Raw genomic sequence first — 20,352 nt, 5'->3', positions numbered from 1 at the left:
CCGGTCTCAGTATCGGACTGGTGGCGTCTGAACCCTCATCGCCGATAACCGCCGACGTCTACGGAGGATAGAGCGGGCGTCGAGCGCGACACGCTCTCCGTCTCAGCGTGGACCCACTGTCGCCGGGCGGCGCTCCATGGCAGATCGCTGAGGCGAGACATTGACAACGTGGTCGGCGTCATCGATCCGAAACTGCCCGCGCCCGACCGCCTCGCGGAGCCCTTCGTCTCGCAAGCGGTGCAGGGTCGTTTTAGCGATGCCGACGTCAATGGCCACACGATAGGAGAAGACGGACGGCAGCTCTTGCAGCCGGGCTCGGGCTTTTCCGGAATCCTCTCTCATGGGAACAAAAGTGCACACGTGCCTACTACGTGTAGACAATTATTCCCAACTGTGTTGCCCTACGGCCTACGGGTCCGCGCGGGGCCGCCACTCGAGGACGGTAGGGCGTCAAGGAACTCGCCCGAAATCGCAACGCCAAGAGCTCGATACGTGCCCCCCATACCGTGGACACGATATCCCGGTGGTGGGCCCGTCTGGTCGGGCCCACTATCAGCAGCGAAATCCATTCAACTCTCCTGCTGCTCCTAGCCGTTGAGATCCTGGACGGATCTGACATTCTGAGGGCACAGGTAAGATCGCAGCGCAGCCGGTCGAAGGTCGACCCATTTTGGGCTTGGTAAGCGCTCGTTCGCTGCGTGGGCGTTGCCGGCGAGAGCGAACCGATCCGACTCGCGCAGATCGTGTGGGAGCCGTCATCTGCGAGCAGCGTGCGGCACCCTCTTGCAGGCCCGGAGGCCAAGCGACGAGGAGCCGGATGGACTCGACGGTGCGGCGCCAGGCGGCGGCCGCGGAGACACAACCAGTGCAGCAGCGCCAGCGTCCGTTCGACCACATAGCGAGTGACCCCGAGCCCGGAACCGTGCGGCTCACCGCGGCGCGCGATCTGAGTCTGGAGCCCTTTGCTGTGCAGGACCTTGCGGTTGCTCGATGTCAGCCGCGGAACCTGTCTGCACGGCTACATCGCCCTGTCAGTGTTCACCGGAGTCCGTACCGAAGAGGCACGGCCGCTAAAGTGGCGGAACACTCACCTGAACCTGGTGGCCGACCAAGTCTGCACTGCGGCGAACGGCATCGCGAGACAATGGTTCCGCACGTGGAGGTGTAGCGCTCGGTGGGACAGCAAGGGTGACACCAAGACGCCGAAGTCCCTCCGTACGATCGCCCTGCCCCGCCAGGTGGTCACCATCCTCACGGCCGTTCGCGCGTCCACTGAGATCGCCGCCGAGGATGCCGGGCGGGCGCTCCGGCCTGACACCTACGTGCTCGCATCCGAGGTCGGCACCGTGCGTTATGCGGCCAACGTCCGCCGCGATCTCCGCAAGGGCGTCCGAGCGGCCGGTGCCGAGGCACTGGGCGACCACTTCGAGAGTGGACAGCTCGGGTCGTTAGGCATCAAGGAATCCGGGGTCTGACCTGCGGATACGCTAGCCGATTGGTAGCGAATTGGGTAGCAGAAAGGCCACAAGGGATAACCTTGTGGCCTATTTTGCCTGGTAGATGCTGGTGGAGCTTAGGGGATTCGAACCCCTGACCTTTTCCATGCCATGGAAACGCGCTACCAACTGCGCCAAAGCCCCTTGCGGTTTGATGCCAAGGTTTCAGACCTTGGAACCGGGACTAGTTTACACAGGGTTCGCGCCGGTACCCAGGGAGGGTGCAGAGACGCCGGTCACGTGGGCTTGCTGGGGTTCGGCGCCGGTCGGCGGTTGTGGTTACGCGGTCGGCGCCGGGTCACCTACGATCGAGGTTTGGTCCGCGAGGCGTTCGAGAAGTTTGGAGGCGACATGATTCCCTACCATCTGGTCGACGGAGCCGGCGAGCCCGTGGTGCTGATCAACTCCCTGGGCGGGACGCTGGACATGTGGGCTCCGCAGGTTCCGCCGCTGACGGAGCGGTTCAGGGTCGTCCGGTTCGACGTGCGAGGGCACGGGGGTACCAAGCCTGATTCCGGCGAGTGGACCATCGACGATCTGGCCGACGATGTGGCCGACTTGCTGGACGGACTCGGAATCGATCGGGCGCATCTCGTCGGGATCTCGATGGGCGGGGCCATCGCGATGACCACCGCCTTGCGGCACCCGGACCGCGTGGGCCGAGTCGTGCTCATGGCCACCGCCCCGAAATTGGGGACGCCCGAGTCGTGGCATGAGCGGGCCGCGAAGGTGCGGGCCGAGGGTTGCGAGGCCATCGCCGACGCGACCATGGGGCGTTGGTTCACGCCCGAGTTCCATGCTGAAAAGCCGGAGGTCGTCGCGGCATTCCGGGAGCGGTTGGTGGGGTGTGATCCGGAGGGTTACGCGTGCTGCTGCGAGGCGCTCGCCCGGTACGATCTGCGCGGTCGGCTGGGAGAGATCGATACGAAGGCGCTGGTCATGTACGGCTCCGGCGATGAGGTCACGAACGAGACGGACGCTCAGACCATCGCTTCGGAGATCGCCCTGACCGAGGTTGTAAGGGTCGAAGGGGCCAAGCACATGATCTCCACCGAGCAGGCCGATTTCGTGAACCGGCACCTGGTGGAGTTCCTCACCAACTGAGCTCCGGAGGAGTGTCGGGCCGGCCGATCCCCACCAAGATCGACCGGCCCTCGGGTTCCCTCATCCGGCACTGGGGTCCGCCTGCGATGAGGGCGCTCAGGCGCGGCCCGCCTCATCCGGGCGAGGCGGGCTCCCGTGCGATCCGCCGGGCCTCGGCCTCGATCCACGGGCACCAGTCGTCGCCGTTCCACGCCCCACGCCAGGCGGGGTGTTGGTCGGACATGAAGGTGCAGACCTCACTCGGACCATTGCCGTCATTGCAGTCGACGCGGAGTCGGTCGCTGCCGGGCAAGGCGAAGACCGTGAAGATCGCAGGACCGCGCCGGAACTCGCCGAGGTAGGCGGGCTCAGCCATCGCAGACCTTCACGCGGCCGGTGTAGCGGTCGGTCGAGATGGTTCGGTGTCCGTTGTAGAAGGCCATGAAGGCTTGGGCCTCCATCCACTCGCGCCATTCCTCGGACTGGCCGCGCCAGGCGAGTCCCCAAGACGCTCGCAGGTCGCCGGAGCAGACTCCGGTGATGACGAGCACCATGTCGGTGCGGTTGTCGTTCTCATAGACCCGGAATGAATCCGGAGCGTCGGTTGCGCTGGCGCACACGACGAACTCGCTGTGTCGGTCGCGGAACCTCCCGCGCTCGATCTCACGGATTTGGGTCCTGGCGGACCTGGATACCTCTGCCATGTGTCGGTTCTCCTCCCGAAGCGAATCGATCACCTCTAGATGAACACAACGTATGGCCTGGTCAGAGGCGCACACAAGATCGTCTATCGTGGGCACGGATTCGTCGAATCGGTTCCCAGAGCAGGATTCCTCCACAGGAATCCCGCTTCCGTGTGCACCTTCCGTAATGTCACAACTACTTGCCACCATGGAACGATGGCGAGCGAAAAGTTCCTTCAACGCGAACTCGGCAGAACCCTGATCAAATATCGCGAGCAGGCCAACCTGAACAAGGACGATGCGATCTGGTTCCTCGGAACCTCGAAGACCATCCTCAGCAGCTACGAGGGTGGGACGCTCCAATACCCCGAGCCCGCGGTCATCGCCGATTGGCTGAGCCAGTACGGCGCACCGCAACCGGTCATCGACGATGCACGCGCGAAAGCGAAGTGGATTCGCCAAGGCAACCCGGCCAACTGGCACGAGTCGGCGCCCGCCGGCTTCAGTCGGTTCACACAGATCGAACCGCTCGCAATGGCCATCGATATCCACGAGGACGCCCTTGTCACCGGCTTGCTTCAGACTCCGAGCTACGCCGAGGCCGTCCTCGCCACCAATCCGAACCTGGACGACGACCAGAGGCGGACTGCGGTCAGTTTCCGCATGCAGCGGTCCGAGGCGCTGTTCGGCCGCGAGGGCGGGCCGCCCAGGATGCGGGTGATCATGGCCGAGCACGCCCTGACACGGTTCAAGTACGCCGACTTCTACGAAGACCAGATCGACCACCTGGCACGGAAGGCCCGGGTCAGGGGCGTGGACATCTTCATCGTTCCCAGCGGCAGAGTCAACCCCTCGACGGGATGGTCTTACAGAATCATGTCGTTCATGGATTCGAAGGACCCTGAGGTGGTCTACCAGGAAAATCTCTTCGGTTCGCAATATGAGGCAGACAAAGCCAAGGTCGCCTGGGGTCGTAGACTTTTCTCTGCCACACTCCCGGTGGCGCTGGGGCTAGAAGAGTGGAGAGAATCCGATGCCTACCAGTGAGTGGAAGAAGTCCTCCCGCAGCGGCAACACTGGCGGGGACTGCGTAGAGCTCCGCAGCACCGCGGGGGGATTCCAGGTTCGGGACAGCAAATTGGGCGAGGGCTCTCCCATCCTCGACCTGAGCGGCTCCGACCTGACCGGCCTCCTCCGCAGCACCAAGGCCTGACTGACAAGACCAAGGTGGCCCACGCGCTCCGCGCATGGGCCGCCTCGCTGTTTCCGGGCCCTTCAGCCTTCAAGCCGGTCGGACGGCACTGACCGCCGCTTGCGCTCGACAAGCGTGACGGCGACGAGTACGGCCGCCAGTGCGGAGAGCGCGCCCCCGACGACGGCATAGACCTGCAGTCCGTAGGCCGCGGCCTGTTGCACGCCGGCGAGGAGGTCCCCGCCGTGGACGGGAAGACCCTCCGCCGTGGCGACGCCCTCGTGCACGCTGGACCGCGCTTCCTGAACCGCCTCGTCGGACACTTCCGGCGGCACGGCGTCGGCCAGCGCGGCGCGGTAGACGAGGATCCCCACCGCGCCGCCGGTCGCCACGCCCAAGGCGTTGCCCAGTTCGCCGCCCACTTCCTGCGCCGCCGCGGCCGACCCGGTCTGCTCCGCCGGCGCGCCGGAGATGATCAGATCGCTGACCAGCGCGATGGCCGCGCCCTGACCGAGTCCCACTATCGAGAACGCCCCGATCAGCAGCGGCAGCGAGACGCTCACGTCCACCACGCCGACCATGAGCGCCGCCCCGAGCGCGGCCACGAGCAGTCCGGCCGCGACTACGACCGCCGGTTGGAACCGCGCGGTCAGGGCCGGAGCGATCATCGCTCCGCAGATGTTGACCGCGATGAACGGCAGGGTCCACAGCCCGGCCACCAATGGCGAGAGATCGGTGACCCACTGAAGGTGCTGGGTGAACAGGTAGAACATCCCGGTCACGCCGATGCCGACCAACGGCAGCGTCGCCAGTGAGACGCCCACGCGTCGGTTCTTCAACAGCGCCAGGTCGAACAACGGCTCGCGCAGCCGCCGCTGCCTGCGCACGAACACCGTCAGCAGGAGCAGGCCGCCCGCGGCGATAGCGAGGTTCGCCCAGGGCGAGTTCGCGCCGGCCTCCTGGCCCGCCGCCAGTTCCTGCAGCCCGTATACCAGTGCGAGCATTCCGGCCACCGACAGCGCGACGCTGGCGGGGTCGAGCTTGACGCGCGTCCGCTCGTCTCGCTCGGGCAGCAGTCGGGGGCCCGCGAGCAGCAGCAGGAGCATCGGCGGCACGTTGATCAGGAAGACCGATCCCCACCAGAAGAACTCGAGCAGCGCCCCGCCGATGAGCGGGCCGACCGCTCCGCCGATGGAGAAGGCGCTGAACATGATGGCGATCGCCAGGCGGCGCTGCCGTTCGTCGCGGAACATGATGCGCAGCAGTGAGTACAGCGAGGGCATCAGGGTCGCTCCGGCGATGCCGAGCAGGGCCCGGACGGCGATGAGCATCGGGGCGCTCACCGAGAACGCCGCGAGGGCCGACAGCGCGGCGAACGCCGCCGAGCCGACGAGCAGCAGCCTGCGCGGGCCGACACGGTCGCCCAGGCGGCCCATGGTGACCAGGAAGCCCGCGATGACGAAGCCGTAGGCGTGGACGATCCACAGGGCCTGCGTCGAGGTGGGCTCGAGGTCGGCGCTGAGGGTGGGCAGCGCGAAGAACAGCACGGTGAGGTCGGTCGCGAGCATGAGCATGGGCAGCACCAGCAGTGCCAGCCCGGCCCATTCGCGCTTCGTCGCGCGCTCGGAGGTCGCGAGGGGTTGTTCGGGGACGGACATGAGCCCTCCTTCGAAGCCTAATACGTTACAGTTCATAACGTAACATTATCGGGCGCGAGCGTCCGCCCCCTCAACGCCATCGAGAGGTAGGGTGAGCCGCATGTCCAAGCAGCGCGGGTCCGCCGCGGGAGGCGGCCGGCCACGGGATCCGCAGATCGACCGCGCCCTCCTCGCCTCCGCCCTGGAACTGCTCGACGAGGTCGGTTACGGCGGACTGACGCTCGAAGAGGTGGCCCGCCGGGCCGGCACCTCGCGGCCCGCGATCTACCGCCGCTGGCCCGGTCGCGCCTCCCTGGCGCTCGACGCGATAGCCACGCGCCTCGACGTGCCGTCCCCGCCCGACACCGGGTGCACCCTCTGCGACTTCGACGAGAGCTTCAACGTCTTCCTCGCCGCCTACCGCACCATCCGCCCGGAGGTGCTCAGCGCGCTCTACCTCGAATGCGCGCCCGAGCCGGAGTTGCAGGCGCGCTACCTGGAGACCGTTGTGGAGCCGTCCCGCCAGGCGGTCGGCCGCACGCTCGACCGGGCCGTCGCCCGAGGGGATCTGCGCCCCGAGACCGACCGCGAACAGCTGCTCGACCTCATCGGCGCGCTCGTCCATCACCGCGCGCTCTTCGGCGGCGGCCACCTGACCGACACCGAGGCCGAGAGCGCCATCGAGACACTGCTGCGCGGCGCCGCGGTGGACTACCCGGCGCTCCTGGCCCACAGCCGGAGGCTGGAGCAGGAGCACCGGGGCCTCTCAGGTGCTCCGCGCGTCCATCACGGCACGCCGTGACGGCTTACTCCCAGGTCAGGCCCGGGGCGTAGCGGCGGGGACGGAGCTTCGCGATCAGCTGCGCCGCCACGTCGAAGAGCCTGCCGGTGGAACCGGGAGGCCCGACGAGCTGAACGGTCGCGGGTACCCCGTCGCCGCGCATGCCCACCGGCACCACCAGCGCCGGAAGACCGGCGAGGCCGAACGGCGCGGTGAACGCGGCGGCGGCGGCCACGTGTGTCACGTTCGAGCGCAGGGTCTGCGTCGACCACGGCTGGGCCGCCGGCGGCGGGCCGGGCATGCCCGGCGTCACGAGCATGTCGTAGTCGCCGAAGTCGAACCAGTCCTCCAGGTGCCGGCGGATCTGGTTGCCGTCGCCGAGGATGCCGCCGAACAGGCCGCCCAGGTAGGTCTTCTCGCCGACGGCGGCCAGTCGGCGCGTGCGCCGCTGGAGCCCGTCGGGCCCGCATTTGAGGCTCCGCAGGTAGGCCGCGCACGCCCACGCCCCCGAGGAGGTCGCGGTCAGGCGCGTGCCGAACTTCGGTCGCGCCCTGAAGGTGTCGTGGCCCAGGTCGGTCATGCACCGCACCGCTTGGAGCAGGGACTTGGTCGCTTCGTCGTCGACCCTCGCGGGCAGCGGCGTCGTGTTCGTCGCCGCGATGCGGAGCTTGCCCGGGTCCCCGGTGCCGCGCGGGGCGCGGTGCGTCAGGGCCGCGTACGCCAGTGCCGCGTCGTCGACGGTGGTGGCCATGACGCCGACGTGCCCGTTGAGCCAGTGCTCGGGGTCGGAGTTGATGTCGGCCGGCACGTGCTCGGGGCTGTAGGCGACGATCCCGCAGGCCGCGGCGGCCGTGCGGACGCCGCCGGCCGAGCCGGGGCCGTCGAGCCCGATGCCGATCGGCGCCGCGCCGGTCGCCACGGCGAGCGCCGCGCCGCCGCTCGGGCCGCCGATGCCGCGGTCGGGCCGCCACGGGTTGCCGGGAACGTTGCCGTCGTCGTCGGTGGCGGGCCACAGCCCGAGTTCGGACGAGCGCCCGAAGCCGACGACCACCGCTCCGGCGCCGCGGATGCGCTGCACCGACCGGTGGTCGGTCTCGGCGATCGGGAGGACGCCGGCGTTGGAGCCCAGGCGCGGCGCGTGGCCGGCCACCGGGAGCTGCTCGCACACGGCGACGGGGACGCCCGCGGCCGGCAGGGCCGAGCGGTCGTCGATCTCGTCCACGGCGGCGGCCTCGGCGAGCGATTCGATCTTGCGGACGGAGGTGAGCGCGTCGGCCGCCTCGTGGTGGTCCTCGATGCGGCGGAGGTGGTGGTCGACGACGATGGCGGCGTCCGCGTCGCCTCGCCTGACCGCCTTGGCTATCTGCTGCGCGGTAGTTCCCGACCAGCTCACAACTCGTCCTTTCCTAGCGTTGGGGTATGTCGGTGCCCGGGCGGGTCAGCTCCCGAGGGCCTGGCGCAGGTCGGCCAGGAGGTCGTCGAGATCCTCGATGCCGACCGAGAGCCGGACGAGGTCGGCGGGGACTTCGAGCGCCGAGCCCGCCACGGAGGCGTGAGTCATGCGGCCGGGATGCTCGATGAGCGATTCGACGCCGCCGAGCGACTCCCCGAGGGTGAACACCTCGGTGCGCGAGCACATCTCGACGGCCGCCTCCTCGCCCTGCTTGTGGCGAAAGGAGATCATGCCGCCGTAGCGCCGCATCTGCTTGCCGGCCACGTCGTGGCCCGAGTGCGAGGACAGACCGGGATACCGGACCTCGGCGACGGCCTCGTGGCCGGCGAGGAACTCGGCGATCGCCTCGGCGTTGTCGCAGTGGCGGTCCATGCGGGCGGCGAGGGTCTTGATGCCGCGCAGCGTGAGCCAGGAGTCGAAGGGACCGGCGACGGCGCCCATCGAGTTGTGGTGGAACGCGATCGGATCGGCCAGGGCGTCGTCGTCCACGACGACGGCCCCGCCGACGACGTCGGAGTGCCCGCCGATGTACTTCGTGGTCGAGTGGATGACGACATCCGCGCCGAGCGCGAGCGGCCGCTGGAGGTACGGGCTCGCGAAGGTGTTGTCGACGACGAGGATCGCGCCACGCTCGTGCGCCAGCGCGGCGAGCTCGGCGATGTCGGCGATGTTGAGCAGCGGGTTCGTGGGCGTCTCGACCCAGATCATCCGCGTGTCATCGGTGAGGCTCTCGGCGACCGCCTTGAGGTCGGTGAGGGGCGCGGCGGTGTAGCCCAGTCCCCAACGGGTGGCGACCTTGTCGAACAGGCGGAACGTGCCGCCGTAGGCGTCGTTGGGGATGACGACGTGGTCGCCGGGCTTCAAGAGCGCCCTGAGCACGGTGTCCTCGGCGGCGAGGCCGGAGGCGAAGGCGAAGCCGCGGGAGCCGCCTTCGAGGGAGGCCAGGCAGGTCTCCAGTGCGGTACGCGTGGGATTGCCGGAGCGCGAGTACTCGTAGCCGCCCCGCAGACCGCCGACACCGTCCTGCTTGTAGGTGGAGGTGGCGTAGATCGGCGGGACGACCGCGCCCGTGCTCGGGTCGGGCTCCTGCCCGGCGTGGATCGCGCGTGTGGAGAATCCGTGGGCCTCGTGCATAGCCCTACGCTAACCGACGTTGATACTGCTGGCCATGCATAGCCACGCTAAGGTGAGTGAACACGTATCCGCTTCATTTAGGGGTTGCCTCATGGGCTTCGAAGAAGTGCACAAGATGGACATCACGGGCGACGGTCACGACGAGACGGTCGGCGTGCGGCGCAACGACGACGGCTCGGTCGAGTTTCACGTGGACATCGACGATGACGGCGTCGCCGACATGAAGGCCGTCGACTCGGACGGCGACGGCAACATCGACCACGTGCTCTTGGACCACGACGGCGACGGCAAGTACGACGCCGCGGCCACCGACTCCAACGGTGACGGCAGCCTCGACACCATGACCGAGAAGTAAGCCCCCGTACAGACTTTCGCCGTAGGCGCCCCGGTTCGCGGGGCGCCTACGGTTGTCTCTAGGCGCGCTCGGCGTCGGAGCGCTCGATGCAGAACTCGTTGCCCTCGGGGTCGGCCAGGACCGCCCAGCCCTTGCCGTCCGGTTTGCGGTGGTCGGCGACCAGGGTCGCCCCGATGCCGATGAGGCGCTCGACCTCCTCGTCGCGCGTGGTGTCCGGTCCCAGGTCGAGATGGATGCGGTTCTTAACGGTCTTGGACTCGGGGACGCGGATGAACAGCAGGTCGGGCCCGCCGTCGGTGTTCTGCAGCAGGTTCTCGTCGTGTTCGGGCGCGTTGGGATCGTCCGGATCCTCGCCGAAGCCGGTGACCTGCTCCCAGAATTTGCTGAGCTCGTAGGGGTCGCGGCAGTCGATCGTGATGTGGCGAATACGTGAAACCATGCGCACACGTTAACGGAATGCCGTGGGTTGGGCGATCGTTATTTCAGCGTGACAAGCTTGCATGATGTCGACCGAACGGAGTGAGCCATGACGGTCAAGACCCATCCTGTCCTCAAACACCCCATCGACGGCCCGGCGCCGGGCGCGTCCGAGATCGCCTACTTCGGCATGGGCTGCTTCTGGGGCGCGGAGCGGCTGTTCTGGCAGACGCCCGGGGTGTGGACCACCTCGGTCGGTTATATGGGCGGGAAGACCGAGAACCCCACCTATGACGAGGTCTGCACCGGGATGACCGGTCACGCCGAGGCCGTCAAGGTCGTCTTCGACCCCGACGAGGTCTCCTACGAGCAGCTCCTCAAGGTGTTCTTCGAGAACCACGACCCGACGCAGGGCATGCGGCAGGGCAACGACATCGGCTCGCAGTACCGCTCGGTGCTCTTCACGACCACGCCCGAGCAGCAGGAGACGGCCGAGGCCGTCAAGCAGGCGTTCGAGCCGGTCGTCCGCGAGGCGGACAAGGGCCCGATCACCACGAGCATCGTCCCGGCCGGGCCCTACTGGCTCGCCGAGGACTACCACCAGCAATATCTGCACCACAACCCGAACGGGTACTGCAACCACGGACCCAACGGCCTCTCCTGCCCCGTCGGCGTCGTCCGCCAGGACCAGGTTCGGGCCCAGAAGGACGTGCGCCCTCCGAGCCGGTGATCGCAGGGTCGTCAATCGACGCGAAAGACGTCACACTCGTCCTCGCGCGAGCCCACCGACGGAGCGGCCCGGCGAAGAGGGCGAACTCGACGAACGCGAAGCCGACCTGGCCGCCGCAATCGACCCGGATTCACCGTCCAAAGGCCGAGTCCGCTCCGGAATCCCGGTAGCGGTGACCCGCAGCCCGGTCCGCTGCGACTGCTCGATGGTCGCGCCCTCCATAGAGACACAAGTGTTCCGGCCCGGAGCCGCCCGCTGCGCGCGCGGCCTCGCATACGCTTCGGAGGGGCGGTCCGGTGGACCGTCGCTTCGAAGCGAGCGAGGAGCACTGTGGAGCATTCGCCGAACCGACCGGTGAGCCGTCTGCGGTGGCTGCTTCCGGCACTGCTCGCCCTCGGCTGGCTCGCGCTCGGCGCCCTCGGCGGCCCCTACACCGGCAAGCTCAGCCAGGTCGCCGAGAACGACGGCTCCGCGTTCCTGCCGTCATCGGCGGAATCGACCGAGGTGGTCGAATCGCGGGCGACATTCTCCGACACCGACGCGACCGCCGCCGTCGTCGTCGCCGAACGCCCCGGCGGGCTCACCGGCGACGACCTCGCCTACCTGGAGGCCGCCGGCGCCGCCCTCGCCGAACTGCCCGCCACGCTCGACCCGGCGCCCGCCCCGATCCCCGCCGAGGAGCCCGCCCCCGAAGCGGCCCGGATGATCGTGCCCATCGACGCCGAGACCGACACCGACGAAGCGGTCGCCGAGGTGCGGGCGATACTGGCCGACGACCGCCCGGAAGGCCTGACCGTCCTGGTCACCGGCCAGGCCGCGCTCGGGGCCGACCTGGGCGAGGCCTTCAGCGGCGTCGACGGCCTCCTGCTCCTCGTCGCGGCCTCCGTGGTCGCCGTCATCCTCGTCCTGGTCTACCGCTCCCCGCTGCTGCCGCTGCTGGTGCTCATGTCGAGCGTCTTCGCGCTCGGACTGGCGAGCCTGGCCGTGTACTTCCTCGCCGACGCCGGCGCGATCGACCTCAACGGCCAGAGCCAGGGCATCCTGTTCATCCTGGTGTTCGGCGCCGCCACCGACTACGCCCTGCTGCTGGTGGCCCGCTTCCGCGAACGGCTGCGCGAGGAACCCGACCGGCTGCGCGCGGTCGCCTCGGCCCTGCGCGGCACCCTCGAACCGATCGCGGCCTCGGCCGGGACGGTGATCCTCGGCGTGCTGTGCCTGCTGTTCAGCCAGCTCGACTCGAACCGGGGCCTCGGCCCCGTCGCCGCCATCGGCATCGCCGCCGCGTTCTCGGCCTCCACCACGTTCCTGCCCGCCGCTCTGGCGCTGACCGGCCGCGCCGCCTTCTGGCCCCGCCGTCCGGCCGCCGACGGTCGCCCGCACCGGTCGCGGCCGTGGAGCCGCGTCGCCGGAATCGTCGCCGCCAGGCCGCGCCTGGTGTGGGCCTCGACCGCCGCCGCGCTCCTCATCGCCGCCGCCTTCATGACCCAGCTGCGCGCCGACGGCACCTCCCAGACCGACGTGTTCCTCACCGAGGTCGACTCGGTGACCGGCCAGGAAGTCCTCGCCGAGCACTTCCCGGCCGGCGCCGGCGCCCCCGCGGTGATCATCGCCAACGAGGCCGCCGCCGACCAGGTCGCCGCAGCGGCCGACATCGACGGGGTCGCCGAGGTGAGCGTCGCCGCCGGCCCGGCAGGCGAACCCCGCGTCGCCGACGGCAAGGTCATGATCGAGGCGGTCCTCGAGGACGCCCCCGACTCGGACGCGGCCATGGACACCGTCGAACGGCTCCGGGAGGCGGTGCACGCCGTCGACGGAGCCGACGCCAAGGTCGGCGGGGCCACCGCCATTCAGCTCGACACCATCGCCGTCTCCGAACGCGACCGGGCCGTCATCATCCCGCTCGTCCTGGCGGTCATCCTCGCGGTGCTCATGCTGCTGCTGCGCTCGATCCTCGCACCGGTGCTGCTCGTGGCCACCGTCGTGCTGTCGTTCGCGGCGACCATGGGCGTCTCGGCGCTGGTGTTCAACCACCTGCTCGGCTTCCCCGGCGCCGATCCGACCGTGGTCCTGTTCGGCTTCGTGTTCCTCGTGGCGCTCGGCATCGACTACAACATCTTCCTGATGACCCGCGTCCGCGAGGAGGCGACCCGGATCGGCACGCGCGCGGGCACGCTCCGCGGGCTCGTCGCCACCGGCGGCGTCATCACCTCGGCCGGCATCGTCCTCGCGGCGACGTTCTCCGCCCTGGCGGTGCTGCCGATCCTGTTCCTGGCGCAGATCGCCTTCGTCGTCGCCTTCGGGGTCATGCTCGACACCCTCCTGGTGCGCTCACTCCTCGTGCCCGCGCTCGCCGTCGACATCGGACCCGCCGTCTGGTGGCCTTCGCGGCTGTCGCGCCGGGTAAGGGAGGGTAAGGGGAAGTAAGGGCGATGAGGGGCCCTCAGTCGAGAAGTAAGGCCCACATCGGCCGCTTCGACGCGATGTGCTGATGCCGCACCCGCGACCTCAGCCGAAGACTTGGTGTCACCAGCAAGAACGACACCGAAGGAACCATCGTGAACGATTTCGAACTCCAGTTCATCCACCACGCCCGCTCCCACGAGCTCCAGGCAGAGGCCGCCCGCGAGCGCCTCATCGCCACCGCTCGCGAGGGCGTGGCCGGTCACCGCCGCAAGGGCCTGGTGGCCCGCATCGCCACGGCGCTCCGCCGTAAGGAGGGAACAGCGGCCAAGGCCGCGCACCGGTTTCAACTCGCGAAATAAAAAACCCGAGTTGTCATGAGGTCATGTCATGATTATGGACATGCCGCGCCTAGGTTCCGACCTCCCGCTCTTCGCCCGAGACAACGAGCTCGCGACGCTGAACAACGCCCTGGGAAAGGCGCGGGGCGGACAGGCCGCGACGATCATCGTCTCCGGAGACGCAGGAGTCGGGAAGTCCCGGCTCCTGCACGAATTCAACGCGCACGCCGGTGACGGTGTCCTCACCGTCACCGGCCACTGCCTCGACACCGCCGACTCCGCCCTCCCCTACCTGCCCTTCGCCGAAGCCGTCGGCGCCCTCGCCCGCCGCAGCCCCGAACTCGTCGCCGACCACCCCGGACTGCGCCCCCTCGTCCCCGGACAATCCCAGCCCGCCGACGGCGAACTCGGCCGCCTCGGACTGTTCGAGGCCTTCCACGCCGCGCTCGCCGACCTCGCCTCGCGCCAGCCGGTCGTGCTCACCATCGAAGACCTCCACTGGTCCGACCGCTCCAGCCGCGACCTCCTCGCCTTCCTCACCTCGCGCCTGACCGACCAGCCCCTGCTCATCCTCGGCACCTACCGGGCCGACGCCCTGCACCGGAGCCACCCGCTGCGCACCCTCCTGGCCGAGCTCGTGCGCCTGCCCGCGGTCGAACGCCTCCACCTCGAACCGTTCGACCGCCAGCACGCCGCGCACTTCGTGCGCGAGCTCAACTCCGGGCTCGACGACGAGACGATCGCCAAGATCGCCCAGGCCAGCGAGGGCAACGCCTTCCTCGCCGAGGAGCTCGCCGCCGCCGAGACCCACACCGTCACCTTCGAGCTCGCCGAGGTCCTCCTCTCACGCCTCGAACGCCTCCCCGACCTCGCGCAGCAGGTCGTGCGCCTCGCCTCGGTCATGGGCCGCGTGTTCACCTACGAACGGCTCAACTCCGCGGCGTGGAACCTGCTCGACGAGACCGGCATCAAGCACGAACGGGAACTCGATCAGGCGCTTCGCGCCGCCATCTCCCACGGCATCATCGTCCAGAAGAGCCCGGACATGTACGCCTTCCGCCACGCCCTGCTCGGCGAGGCCGTCTACACCGACCTGCTGCCGGGCGAGCGCAACCGCTACCACGAGCGCATCGCGAAGACGCTCGCCAAGGACACCGGCACGGGCGTGGCCGCCGAGCTCGCCCACCACGCCTACGAGTCCGGCGACTTCCCGACGGCGCTCGCCGCCTCGGTCAAGGCCGCCCGCGAGGCCAACGAGCTGTCGGCGCCCGCCGAGTCGCTCCTGCACTTCGAGCGCTCGCTGCGGCTGCTCGACCGCGTCCCCGAACCCGAGCGCCCCGAAGGCTGCTCGGAACTGCGACTGACCCTGAACTGCGCCGCGCAGGCCGAGGCATCCGGGGAGATCAAGCGGGCGCTGTCATACGGCGCCGCCGCCGTGGCACTGGCCGACCGCGACCACGACCGGGTCCAGGCCGCCGCCACCCGCCGCAAACACGTCAAACACCTGCTGTCCGTTGAAGGCAACGAAGAAGACGCGTACCGGATCGCCTGCGAAGCATGGGAACTGGTCAAGGACGACGAACCGCACGCGACGAAGGCCTGGACGCAGGCGATCAGAGCCCGCGCCTCCAGCGCCGTGCTCGGCAACGAGGAGGCCGCGGCATGGGCGGCGAAGGCCATCGCCACCGCCGACGCCATCGAGGGCCCCGGCGCCCACGTCGCCGCCAAGGCCGACGCGCTCATCTCGGCCGCCACCAGCTCGTTCAAGAGCGGCGGCGACATCGAAGCGAGCATGCGCCACTTCACCGAGGCGCTCAGGCTCGTGGAAGGCACCGGCTGGCACGAGGTCAAGCTCCGCGCGCACTTCAACCTCGGGCTCGTCTGCGTCGAGAAGGCCCGTGTGGCCGAAGCCCTCGCCCACTTCGACCGCGGCATGGCCCTGGCACGCGAGACCGGGCACAAATGGAGCGCCTACGGCCTCGAGACCGCCGTGCGCCAGGTCATCTGCAACTACATGCTCGGCGACTGGGACGCCGCCGACGCCGCCGGCGAGATGGCCTCGAGCGTCGTCCCCGGCGTCGTCCTGACCCGGCTCGCCGCCGCCGCGCTGCTCCTCGATGTCGCGCGCGGACGGTTCGAGGCGGCCGATCGGCGCCTCGCCTACCTCGCCGACCGCTGGCAAATCGACGGCCAGGTCCTCGCCCTCTCAGGTCTGTGCGGCATCGAACTCGACCGCTGGCGGTCCCGGCCCGCCGCGGCGGTCGCCGCGGCCGAACGCACGATCCAGCGCATCGGGGACCTCGGCAGCTACTTCATGGCCGGGCTCTCGGTGTGCGCGGCCGGAGTCGGCGCCGCCGCCGACCTCGCGCACGCCACGCGCCGCGACGGCGACCCCGAAGCGGCCAAGGACGCCGTCACCAAGGGCGAGCGGCTCCTCGCGCGCCTCCACTACTTCCTCGAACGCGGCCGACCGCTGTCGGGCACGCTCGGCCCCGAAGGCCGCGCCTGGGTCGCGATGGGCGAGGCCGAGGCCTCCCGCCTCGACGGCGACGGCGACGCGGACCTGTGGCGCGAGGTCATCGACGCCTTCGCCTACGCCGAGACCGGCCACGGCGAGCCGTTCCGGCAGGCGTACGCGCGCTGGCGCCTCGCCGAGGCACTGCTCGCGCGCGGCGAGCCGAACGACCGCGCCGACGCGGCGGAACGGATCGTCGAGGCCAAGGTCGTCGCCGGCCGGCTCGGCGCCGAGCCGCTCAACGCCGAGCTGTGCGCCCTGTCCGAACGCGCCCGGCTCGACATCCCCAAACCCACGACCAGCCCGCTCACCCCGCGCGAACTCGGCGTGCTGCGCCTTGTCGCGAAGGGCCTGACGAACCGGCAGATCGGCACCGAGCTGTACATCTCCGAGAAGACCGTGAGCGTGCACCTGTCGCGGGCGATGGCCAAGCTCGACGTCGCCAACCGCGCCGAGGCCGTGAACGCCGCCCACCTGCGCGGATACCTAGCCGAGGCCACGGGAGCCGGCGGCCGGTAGCCGGCGGCGCCTCGGGCCCTCCCGTCCCTCGGTGCAGGGGCCGAGCCGCCGTAATCCCCTGGGCGTACGCCGATTGCCTCCTCCCGCCCGATGCCGGGGGACATGCCCCGCGACCACGATTGCGAGCATGAAACGGCGTAAGGCATTGAAGTGGACCCTCGTCGGCGGCGGCGTCGGCGTCGGAGCCCTGGTCCTCGGCGGCGGCGGCACGATCGCCTACCTCTACGGCAACGCGAAGCTCGACACCGTCGGCAAGGTCGACTTCGACACCCCGCTCGGCATCCCGCCGCTGGCCGCGTCCGAGGTCGACTCCTCGGGCACGCGGGTCTTCGACCTCGAGATCCAGGCCGGCCAGACCGCGTTCAAGAGCGGGCGGCCCACCGAGACCTGGGGCGTCAACGGCACGTTCCTGGGCCCGACGATCCGGGCCGAGCGGGGCGAGGAGGTCGCCTTCGCGATCCACAACACCCTGGAGGAGGAGACCTCGATCCACTGGCACGGCATGCACCTGCCGGCGGTCATGGACGGCGGACCGCACCAGGCCGTCTCGCCCGGCGAGACGTGGGCTCCCCAGTGGACCCTCAACCAGCCGGCGTCGACGCTGTGGTACCACCCGCACCCGCACGGTCGGACCGCCCGCCACGTCTACCGGGGCCTGGCCGGGATGTTCATCATCGACGACGAGGAGTCCGAGACGCTCGGCCTGCCGAACGAGTACGGCGTCGACGACCTGCCGTTCATCGTGCAGGACCGCAAGTTCGACGACGACAACCAGTTCGACGAGTCGGCCCCGTTCATGAGCTCGGTGGGCGTCTTCGGCGACGAGATCCTCGTCAACGGCACGCTCGGCCCCTACTTCGACGTCACCACCCGGCTGGTGCGGCTGCGCCTGCTCAACGGCTCGAACTCGCGGCTGTACAACTTCGGATTCGCCGACGACCGGCGCTTCGCACTCGTCGCGACCGACGGCGGGCTGCTGCCCGAAGCGTGGGAGACCGACCGGCTCCAGCTCTCGCCCGCCGAGCGCGCCGAGATCGTCGTGGCCTTCGAACCCGGCGAGACCGTCGAGCTGCGCTCCTACGCGGCCGCATTCGGCTACACCGGGCCGCTGTCGCGGACCAACGGCGCCGACGACCGGCTCGACATCTGCCAGTTCCGGGCCGCCGACGCACTCGCCGACGAGACCGAGGTCCCCGCGGTGATGGGGACGGCCCCCGACGTGGACACCAACCAGATCGCCCAGGAGCGCTCGTTCCGGCTCTCGGGGTTCAACTCCATCAACGGCGAGCAGATGGACATGCACCGCATCGACTTCGGCGTCCGCGAAGGCACCACCGAAGTGTGGGAGGTGTCGAACTCCGACGGCTTCCTGCACAACTTCCACGTCCACGACGTCCAGTTCCAAGTCCTGACGGTCGACGGCGAGGCCCCGCCGCCGCATCTGAGCGGCTGGAAGGACACCGTGCAGCTGGAGCCGCAGGTCCCGTACCGGCTGGCGATGCGGTTCAGCGACTACACCGACCCGAACATGCCGTACATGTTCCACTGCCACATCCTGCTCCACGAGGACTCCGGGATGATGGGCCAGTTCGTCGTCCTCGGCGAGGGCGAGGAGGTCGGCCAGGTGCCCAGCGCCGGCACCGCGCACCATTCCTGACCCGCAGGCACGGCCCCGGGAGACCGCTCGGACCCCCGAGCCGGGATCGAACCGAGGCTCCGATGCGAAGGCCGGCGCCGGACCTATCCGTACAACGCCGCCGAACGGGCGACCGCCTGAGCCACCACCGCCTTCACGGGCCTGCCGAGCGCCGCCGCGGCGGCCACGGCGTCCTCGTACTCGACCGAGACGTTGACCACCTCGCCGTCCTCCAGCGCGATCTTCACCCCGATGCGGCGGCCGTCCACCTCGACCGAGTCGTACCGGCGCTCCAGCGCGTACTTGTCGATCGCGTAGGACCGCATCCCGATCGTGGTCGTGTGCCGCACGAGCGCGGCCCGCACCCGCGGCACGGCCTCCGCATGGCAGAGCACGTGCACCGTGTGCGCCGGACGGCCCTTCTTCATCAGGATCGGCGTCAGCCACGCGTCCGAGGCGCCGGCCTCCAAGAGCGCCGCGAGCGCCGGCGGCCACAGCCTCGGATCGAGGTCGTCCACATTCGTCTCGATCACCACCGGCTTCGCCTTCGCCGCGCCGACCTCCCGCCCCACGACGATCCTGAGCAGGTTCGCCCGCTCCCGCGGGTCACGCCCGCCCGCACCGACCCCGATCGCCTCGACGACCATCTCCGGCATCGCGCCGAAGCCGTCCGCGCTCGCGGCGATGATCGCCGCACCGGTGGGCGTGCACGCCTCATACGGCACCGCGCCGACCGTCGGCGCCCCGGCGTCGGCGAGGATCCGCAGCACCGCCGGAGCCGGCAGCGGGATCGACCCGTGCGAGCCGCGCGTCGTACCGCCGCCGACGGTCACCGTCGAGGCCGTGAGCCGCTCAGCGCCGAGCGCGTCCAGACCCGCCGCGGCGCCGACGATGTCGGCGATCGAATCGAGCGCGCCGACCTCGTGGAAGTGCACCTCGTCGACATCGATGCCGTGCGAGACGGACTCGGCAGCGGCCAACCGCGCGAAGGCGTCCAGCGCCCTCGCCTTGATCGCGTCACTCAGCTCGGCGCCCTCGATCATGCCGCGGATCGCCCGCCAGCGCCGGTCCACCGCCGCCTCGGGCGCCTCGACGCCGACCTTGACGCCGGCCAGGCCGTGCCGCTTCACCGTCCCCGAGGTCAGACGGACGCGCTCGACGCCGAGGGTGTCGACGGCCTCCTGCATGAGCGCCAAGTCCACGCCGGCGCCGACCAGGGCACCCAGGAACATGTCGCCGCTCGCCCCCGCCGAGCAGTCCAGCCACGCGACCGTCACCGCTCCGCCTTCACACTCAGCATGCGGCACACGGCCATCGCCGCGCCGAAGCCGTTGTCGATGTTCACCACGGTCACGCCGGGGGAGCACGAGTTCAGCATCGTCAGCAGCGGCGCCAGCCCGCCGAAGGCGGCCCCGTAGCCCACCGACGTCGGCACCGCCACGACCGGCGCGGCCACCAGGCCGGCCACGACGCTCGGCAGCGCCCCGTCCATGCCCGCCACGACGATCACGCACGCCGCCTCCCGCAGCTCGGGCACCTTGTCCAGCAGCCGGTGCAGGCCCGCGACGCCGACATCGGCCACGAGCCGGGCGTCGATCCCGTTCGCGCGGGCGACCAGCTCCGCCTCCCGAGCCACCGGCAGGTCCGAAGTCCCGGCGCACACCACCGCCAGCGGGCCGGCCTCCGGCTCGGGAAAGTCCCCGATCGCGGCGATCCCGGAGTCGCACAGCGCCTCCTCGCCGAACGCCGACCTGATCGCGGCGATGCTGGCCTCGTCGCACCGGGTGGCGATCGCCACCCCGCCCGGGTGGGATTCGCGCAGCGCGGTCAGCGCCCCGACCACCTGCTCGGGCGTCTTACCGCCGGCGTACACGGCCTCGGCCGCCCCGGTCCTCGCCGGGCGGCCGGTGTCGATCTTGGCCCAGCCAAGATCCTTGTATCCCTGATCGTCGAACTGCACAACTCGATCCTCCCACCCGA

General features: G+C 69.8%; 19 protein-coding genes, 1 tRNA gene and 1 pseudogene. 11 read left to right on the top strand and 10 right to left on the bottom strand.

Features of this window, described 5'->3' with window-relative positions; all coding sequences use genetic code 11:
- Positions 1-865 precede the first annotated feature (865 nt).
- A pseudogene (locus ACYVK3_RS19005) lies at positions 866-982 on the bottom strand (IS5/IS1182 family transposase); the annotation flags it as partial.
- 1 nt (position 983) lies between these two features.
- Between ACYVK3_RS19005 and ACYVK3_RS19000 the strand changes: the two are divergent.
- On the top strand, positions 984-1,475 hold the full coding sequence (locus ACYVK3_RS19000; protein WP_460498905.1) for a site-specific integrase: 492 nt from the start codon (positions 984-986) through the stop codon (positions 1,473-1,475).
- An 89-nt stretch (positions 1,476-1,564) separates the two neighbouring features.
- Here ACYVK3_RS19000 and ACYVK3_RS18995 read toward each other — a convergent pair.
- A tRNA-Ala gene (locus tag ACYVK3_RS18995) sits at positions 1,565-1,640 on the bottom strand.
- Between the two features lie 171 nt (positions 1,641-1,811).
- Between ACYVK3_RS18995 and pcaD the strand changes: the two genes are divergently transcribed.
- Positions 1,812-2,600, top strand: coding sequence for a 3-oxoadipate enol-lactonase (gene pcaD, locus ACYVK3_RS18990; RefSeq protein ID WP_460498904.1), 789 nt, complete (start codon positions 1,812-1,814; stop codon positions 2,598-2,600).
- A gap of 112 nt (positions 2,601-2,712) precedes the next feature.
- Here the strand turns inward: pcaD and ACYVK3_RS18985 are convergent, their stop codons facing one another.
- The gene (locus ACYVK3_RS18985) at positions 2,713-2,955 is read right to left on the bottom strand and encodes a hypothetical protein (RefSeq protein WP_460498903.1); all 243 of its coding nucleotides are present in this window, start codon (positions 2,953-2,955) and stop codon (positions 2,713-2,715) included.
- Complete coding sequence (locus ACYVK3_RS18980; RefSeq protein WP_460498902.1) at positions 2,948-3,283, bottom strand: hypothetical protein; 336 nt, start codon at positions 3,281-3,283, stop codon at positions 2,948-2,950. Before ACYVK3_RS18980 ends, ACYVK3_RS18985 begins: the two co-directional genes overlap by 8 nt.
- Positions 3,284-3,478: 195 nt before the next feature.
- Between ACYVK3_RS18980 and ACYVK3_RS18975 the strand changes: the two genes are divergently transcribed.
- Positions 3,479-4,309 (top strand): helix-turn-helix domain-containing protein, encoded by an 831-nt coding sequence (locus tag ACYVK3_RS18975; protein ID WP_460498901.1) that lies wholly within the window; start codon positions 3,479-3,481, stop codon positions 4,307-4,309.
- Positions 4,296-4,475: a DUF397 domain-containing protein gene (locus ACYVK3_RS18970; RefSeq protein ID WP_460498900.1), complete on the top strand. Its 180-nt coding sequence runs from the start codon at positions 4,296-4,298 to the stop codon at positions 4,473-4,475. The genes ACYVK3_RS18975 and ACYVK3_RS18970 overlap by 14 nt, the downstream gene beginning before the upstream one ends.
- A 62-nt stretch (positions 4,476-4,537) precedes the next feature.
- Here ACYVK3_RS18970 and ACYVK3_RS18965 read toward each other — a convergent pair whose 3' ends face one another.
- Positions 4,538-6,112, bottom strand: coding sequence for an MFS transporter (locus tag ACYVK3_RS18965; RefSeq protein ID WP_460498899.1), 1,575 nt, complete (start codon positions 6,110-6,112; stop codon positions 4,538-4,540).
- Positions 6,113-6,212: 100 nt separating this feature from the next.
- Here ACYVK3_RS18965 and ACYVK3_RS18960 point away from each other — a divergent pair, with 100 nt between their 5' ends.
- Positions 6,213-6,893 (top strand): TetR/AcrR family transcriptional regulator, encoded by a 681-nt coding sequence (locus ACYVK3_RS18960; RefSeq protein WP_460498898.1) that lies wholly within the window; start codon positions 6,213-6,215, stop codon positions 6,891-6,893.
- A gap of 4 nt (positions 6,894-6,897) precedes the next feature.
- Here the strand turns inward: ACYVK3_RS18960 and ACYVK3_RS18955 are convergent, their stop codons facing one another.
- Together ACYVK3_RS18955 and ACYVK3_RS18950 are read right to left on the bottom strand one after the other, a co-directional pair.
- The gene (locus ACYVK3_RS18955; protein ID WP_460498897.1) at positions 6,898-8,265 is read right to left on the bottom strand and encodes an amidase family protein; all 1,368 of its coding nucleotides are present in this window, start codon (positions 8,263-8,265) and stop codon (positions 6,898-6,900) included.
- 45 nt (positions 8,266-8,310) lie between these two features.
- Positions 8,311-9,459, bottom strand: a complete 1,149-nt coding sequence (locus ACYVK3_RS18950) for a PLP-dependent aminotransferase family protein (protein ID WP_460498896.1) — start codon at positions 9,457-9,459, stop codon at positions 8,311-8,313.
- Between the two features lie 91 nt (positions 9,460-9,550).
- Here ACYVK3_RS18950 and ACYVK3_RS18945 point away from each other — a divergent pair, with 91 nt between their 5' ends.
- A complete protein-coding gene (locus ACYVK3_RS18945) occupies positions 9,551-9,814 on the top strand; it encodes a hypothetical protein (RefSeq protein WP_460498895.1) in 264 nt (87 codons plus the stop codon).
- A gap of 58 nt (positions 9,815-9,872) precedes the next feature.
- On the opposite strand, the gene ACYVK3_RS18940 is transcribed toward ACYVK3_RS18945, so the two are convergent.
- Positions 9,873-10,253 (bottom strand): VOC family protein, encoded by a 381-nt coding sequence (locus tag ACYVK3_RS18940; RefSeq protein ID WP_460498894.1) that lies wholly within the window; start codon positions 10,251-10,253, stop codon positions 9,873-9,875.
- An 87-nt stretch (positions 10,254-10,340) separates the two neighbouring features.
- On the opposite strand from ACYVK3_RS18940, the gene msrA reads away from it, so the two are divergent.
- From msrA to ACYVK3_RS18915, 5 genes are all read left to right on the top strand, one after another.
- Positions 10,341-10,961 carry a peptide-methionine (S)-S-oxide reductase gene (gene msrA / locus ACYVK3_RS18935; RefSeq protein WP_460498893.1) on the top strand — a complete coding sequence of 207 codons (621 nt, stop codon included), beginning with the start codon at positions 10,341-10,343 and terminating at the stop codon, positions 10,959-10,961.
- Between the two features lie 330 nt (positions 10,962-11,291).
- A complete protein-coding gene (locus ACYVK3_RS18930; RefSeq protein WP_460498892.1) occupies positions 11,292-13,385 on the top strand; it encodes an MMPL family transporter in 2,094 nt (697 codons plus the stop codon).
- Between the two features lie 131 nt (positions 13,386-13,516).
- Entirely contained in the window at positions 13,517-13,723 is a 207-nt protein-coding gene (locus ACYVK3_RS18925; RefSeq protein WP_460498891.1) for a hypothetical protein, read from the top strand.
- 40 nt (positions 13,724-13,763) lie between these two features.
- A complete protein-coding gene (locus ACYVK3_RS18920) occupies positions 13,764-16,736 on the top strand; it encodes a helix-turn-helix transcriptional regulator (protein ID WP_460498890.1) in 2,973 nt (990 codons plus the stop codon).
- A gap of 127 nt (positions 16,737-16,863) precedes the next feature.
- The gene (locus tag ACYVK3_RS18915) at positions 16,864-18,393 is read left to right on the top strand and encodes a multicopper oxidase family protein (RefSeq protein WP_460498889.1); all 1,530 of its coding nucleotides are present in this window, start codon (positions 16,864-16,866) and stop codon (positions 18,391-18,393) included.
- A gap of 83 nt (positions 18,394-18,476) precedes the next feature.
- Here the strand turns inward: ACYVK3_RS18915 and larC are convergent, their stop codons facing one another.
- Positions 18,477-19,649 carry a LarC family nickel insertion protein gene (gene larC / locus ACYVK3_RS18910; protein WP_460498888.1) on the bottom strand — a complete coding sequence of 391 codons (1,173 nt, stop codon included), beginning with the start codon at positions 19,647-19,649 and terminating at the stop codon, positions 18,477-18,479.
- Positions 19,646-20,332 carry an AIR carboxylase family protein gene (larB, locus tag ACYVK3_RS18905; RefSeq protein WP_460498887.1) on the bottom strand — a complete coding sequence of 229 codons (687 nt, stop codon included), beginning with the start codon at positions 20,330-20,332 and terminating at the stop codon, positions 19,646-19,648. Before larB ends, larC begins: the two co-directional genes overlap by 4 nt.
- Positions 20,333-20,352: the final 20 nt, after the last annotated feature.

The sequence above is a fragment of the Glycomyces tarimensis genome, assembly GCF_054776215.1.
Note: the sequence above shows the minus strand (reverse complement) of the source record. Positions and strands in the feature narration are given on the sequence as shown.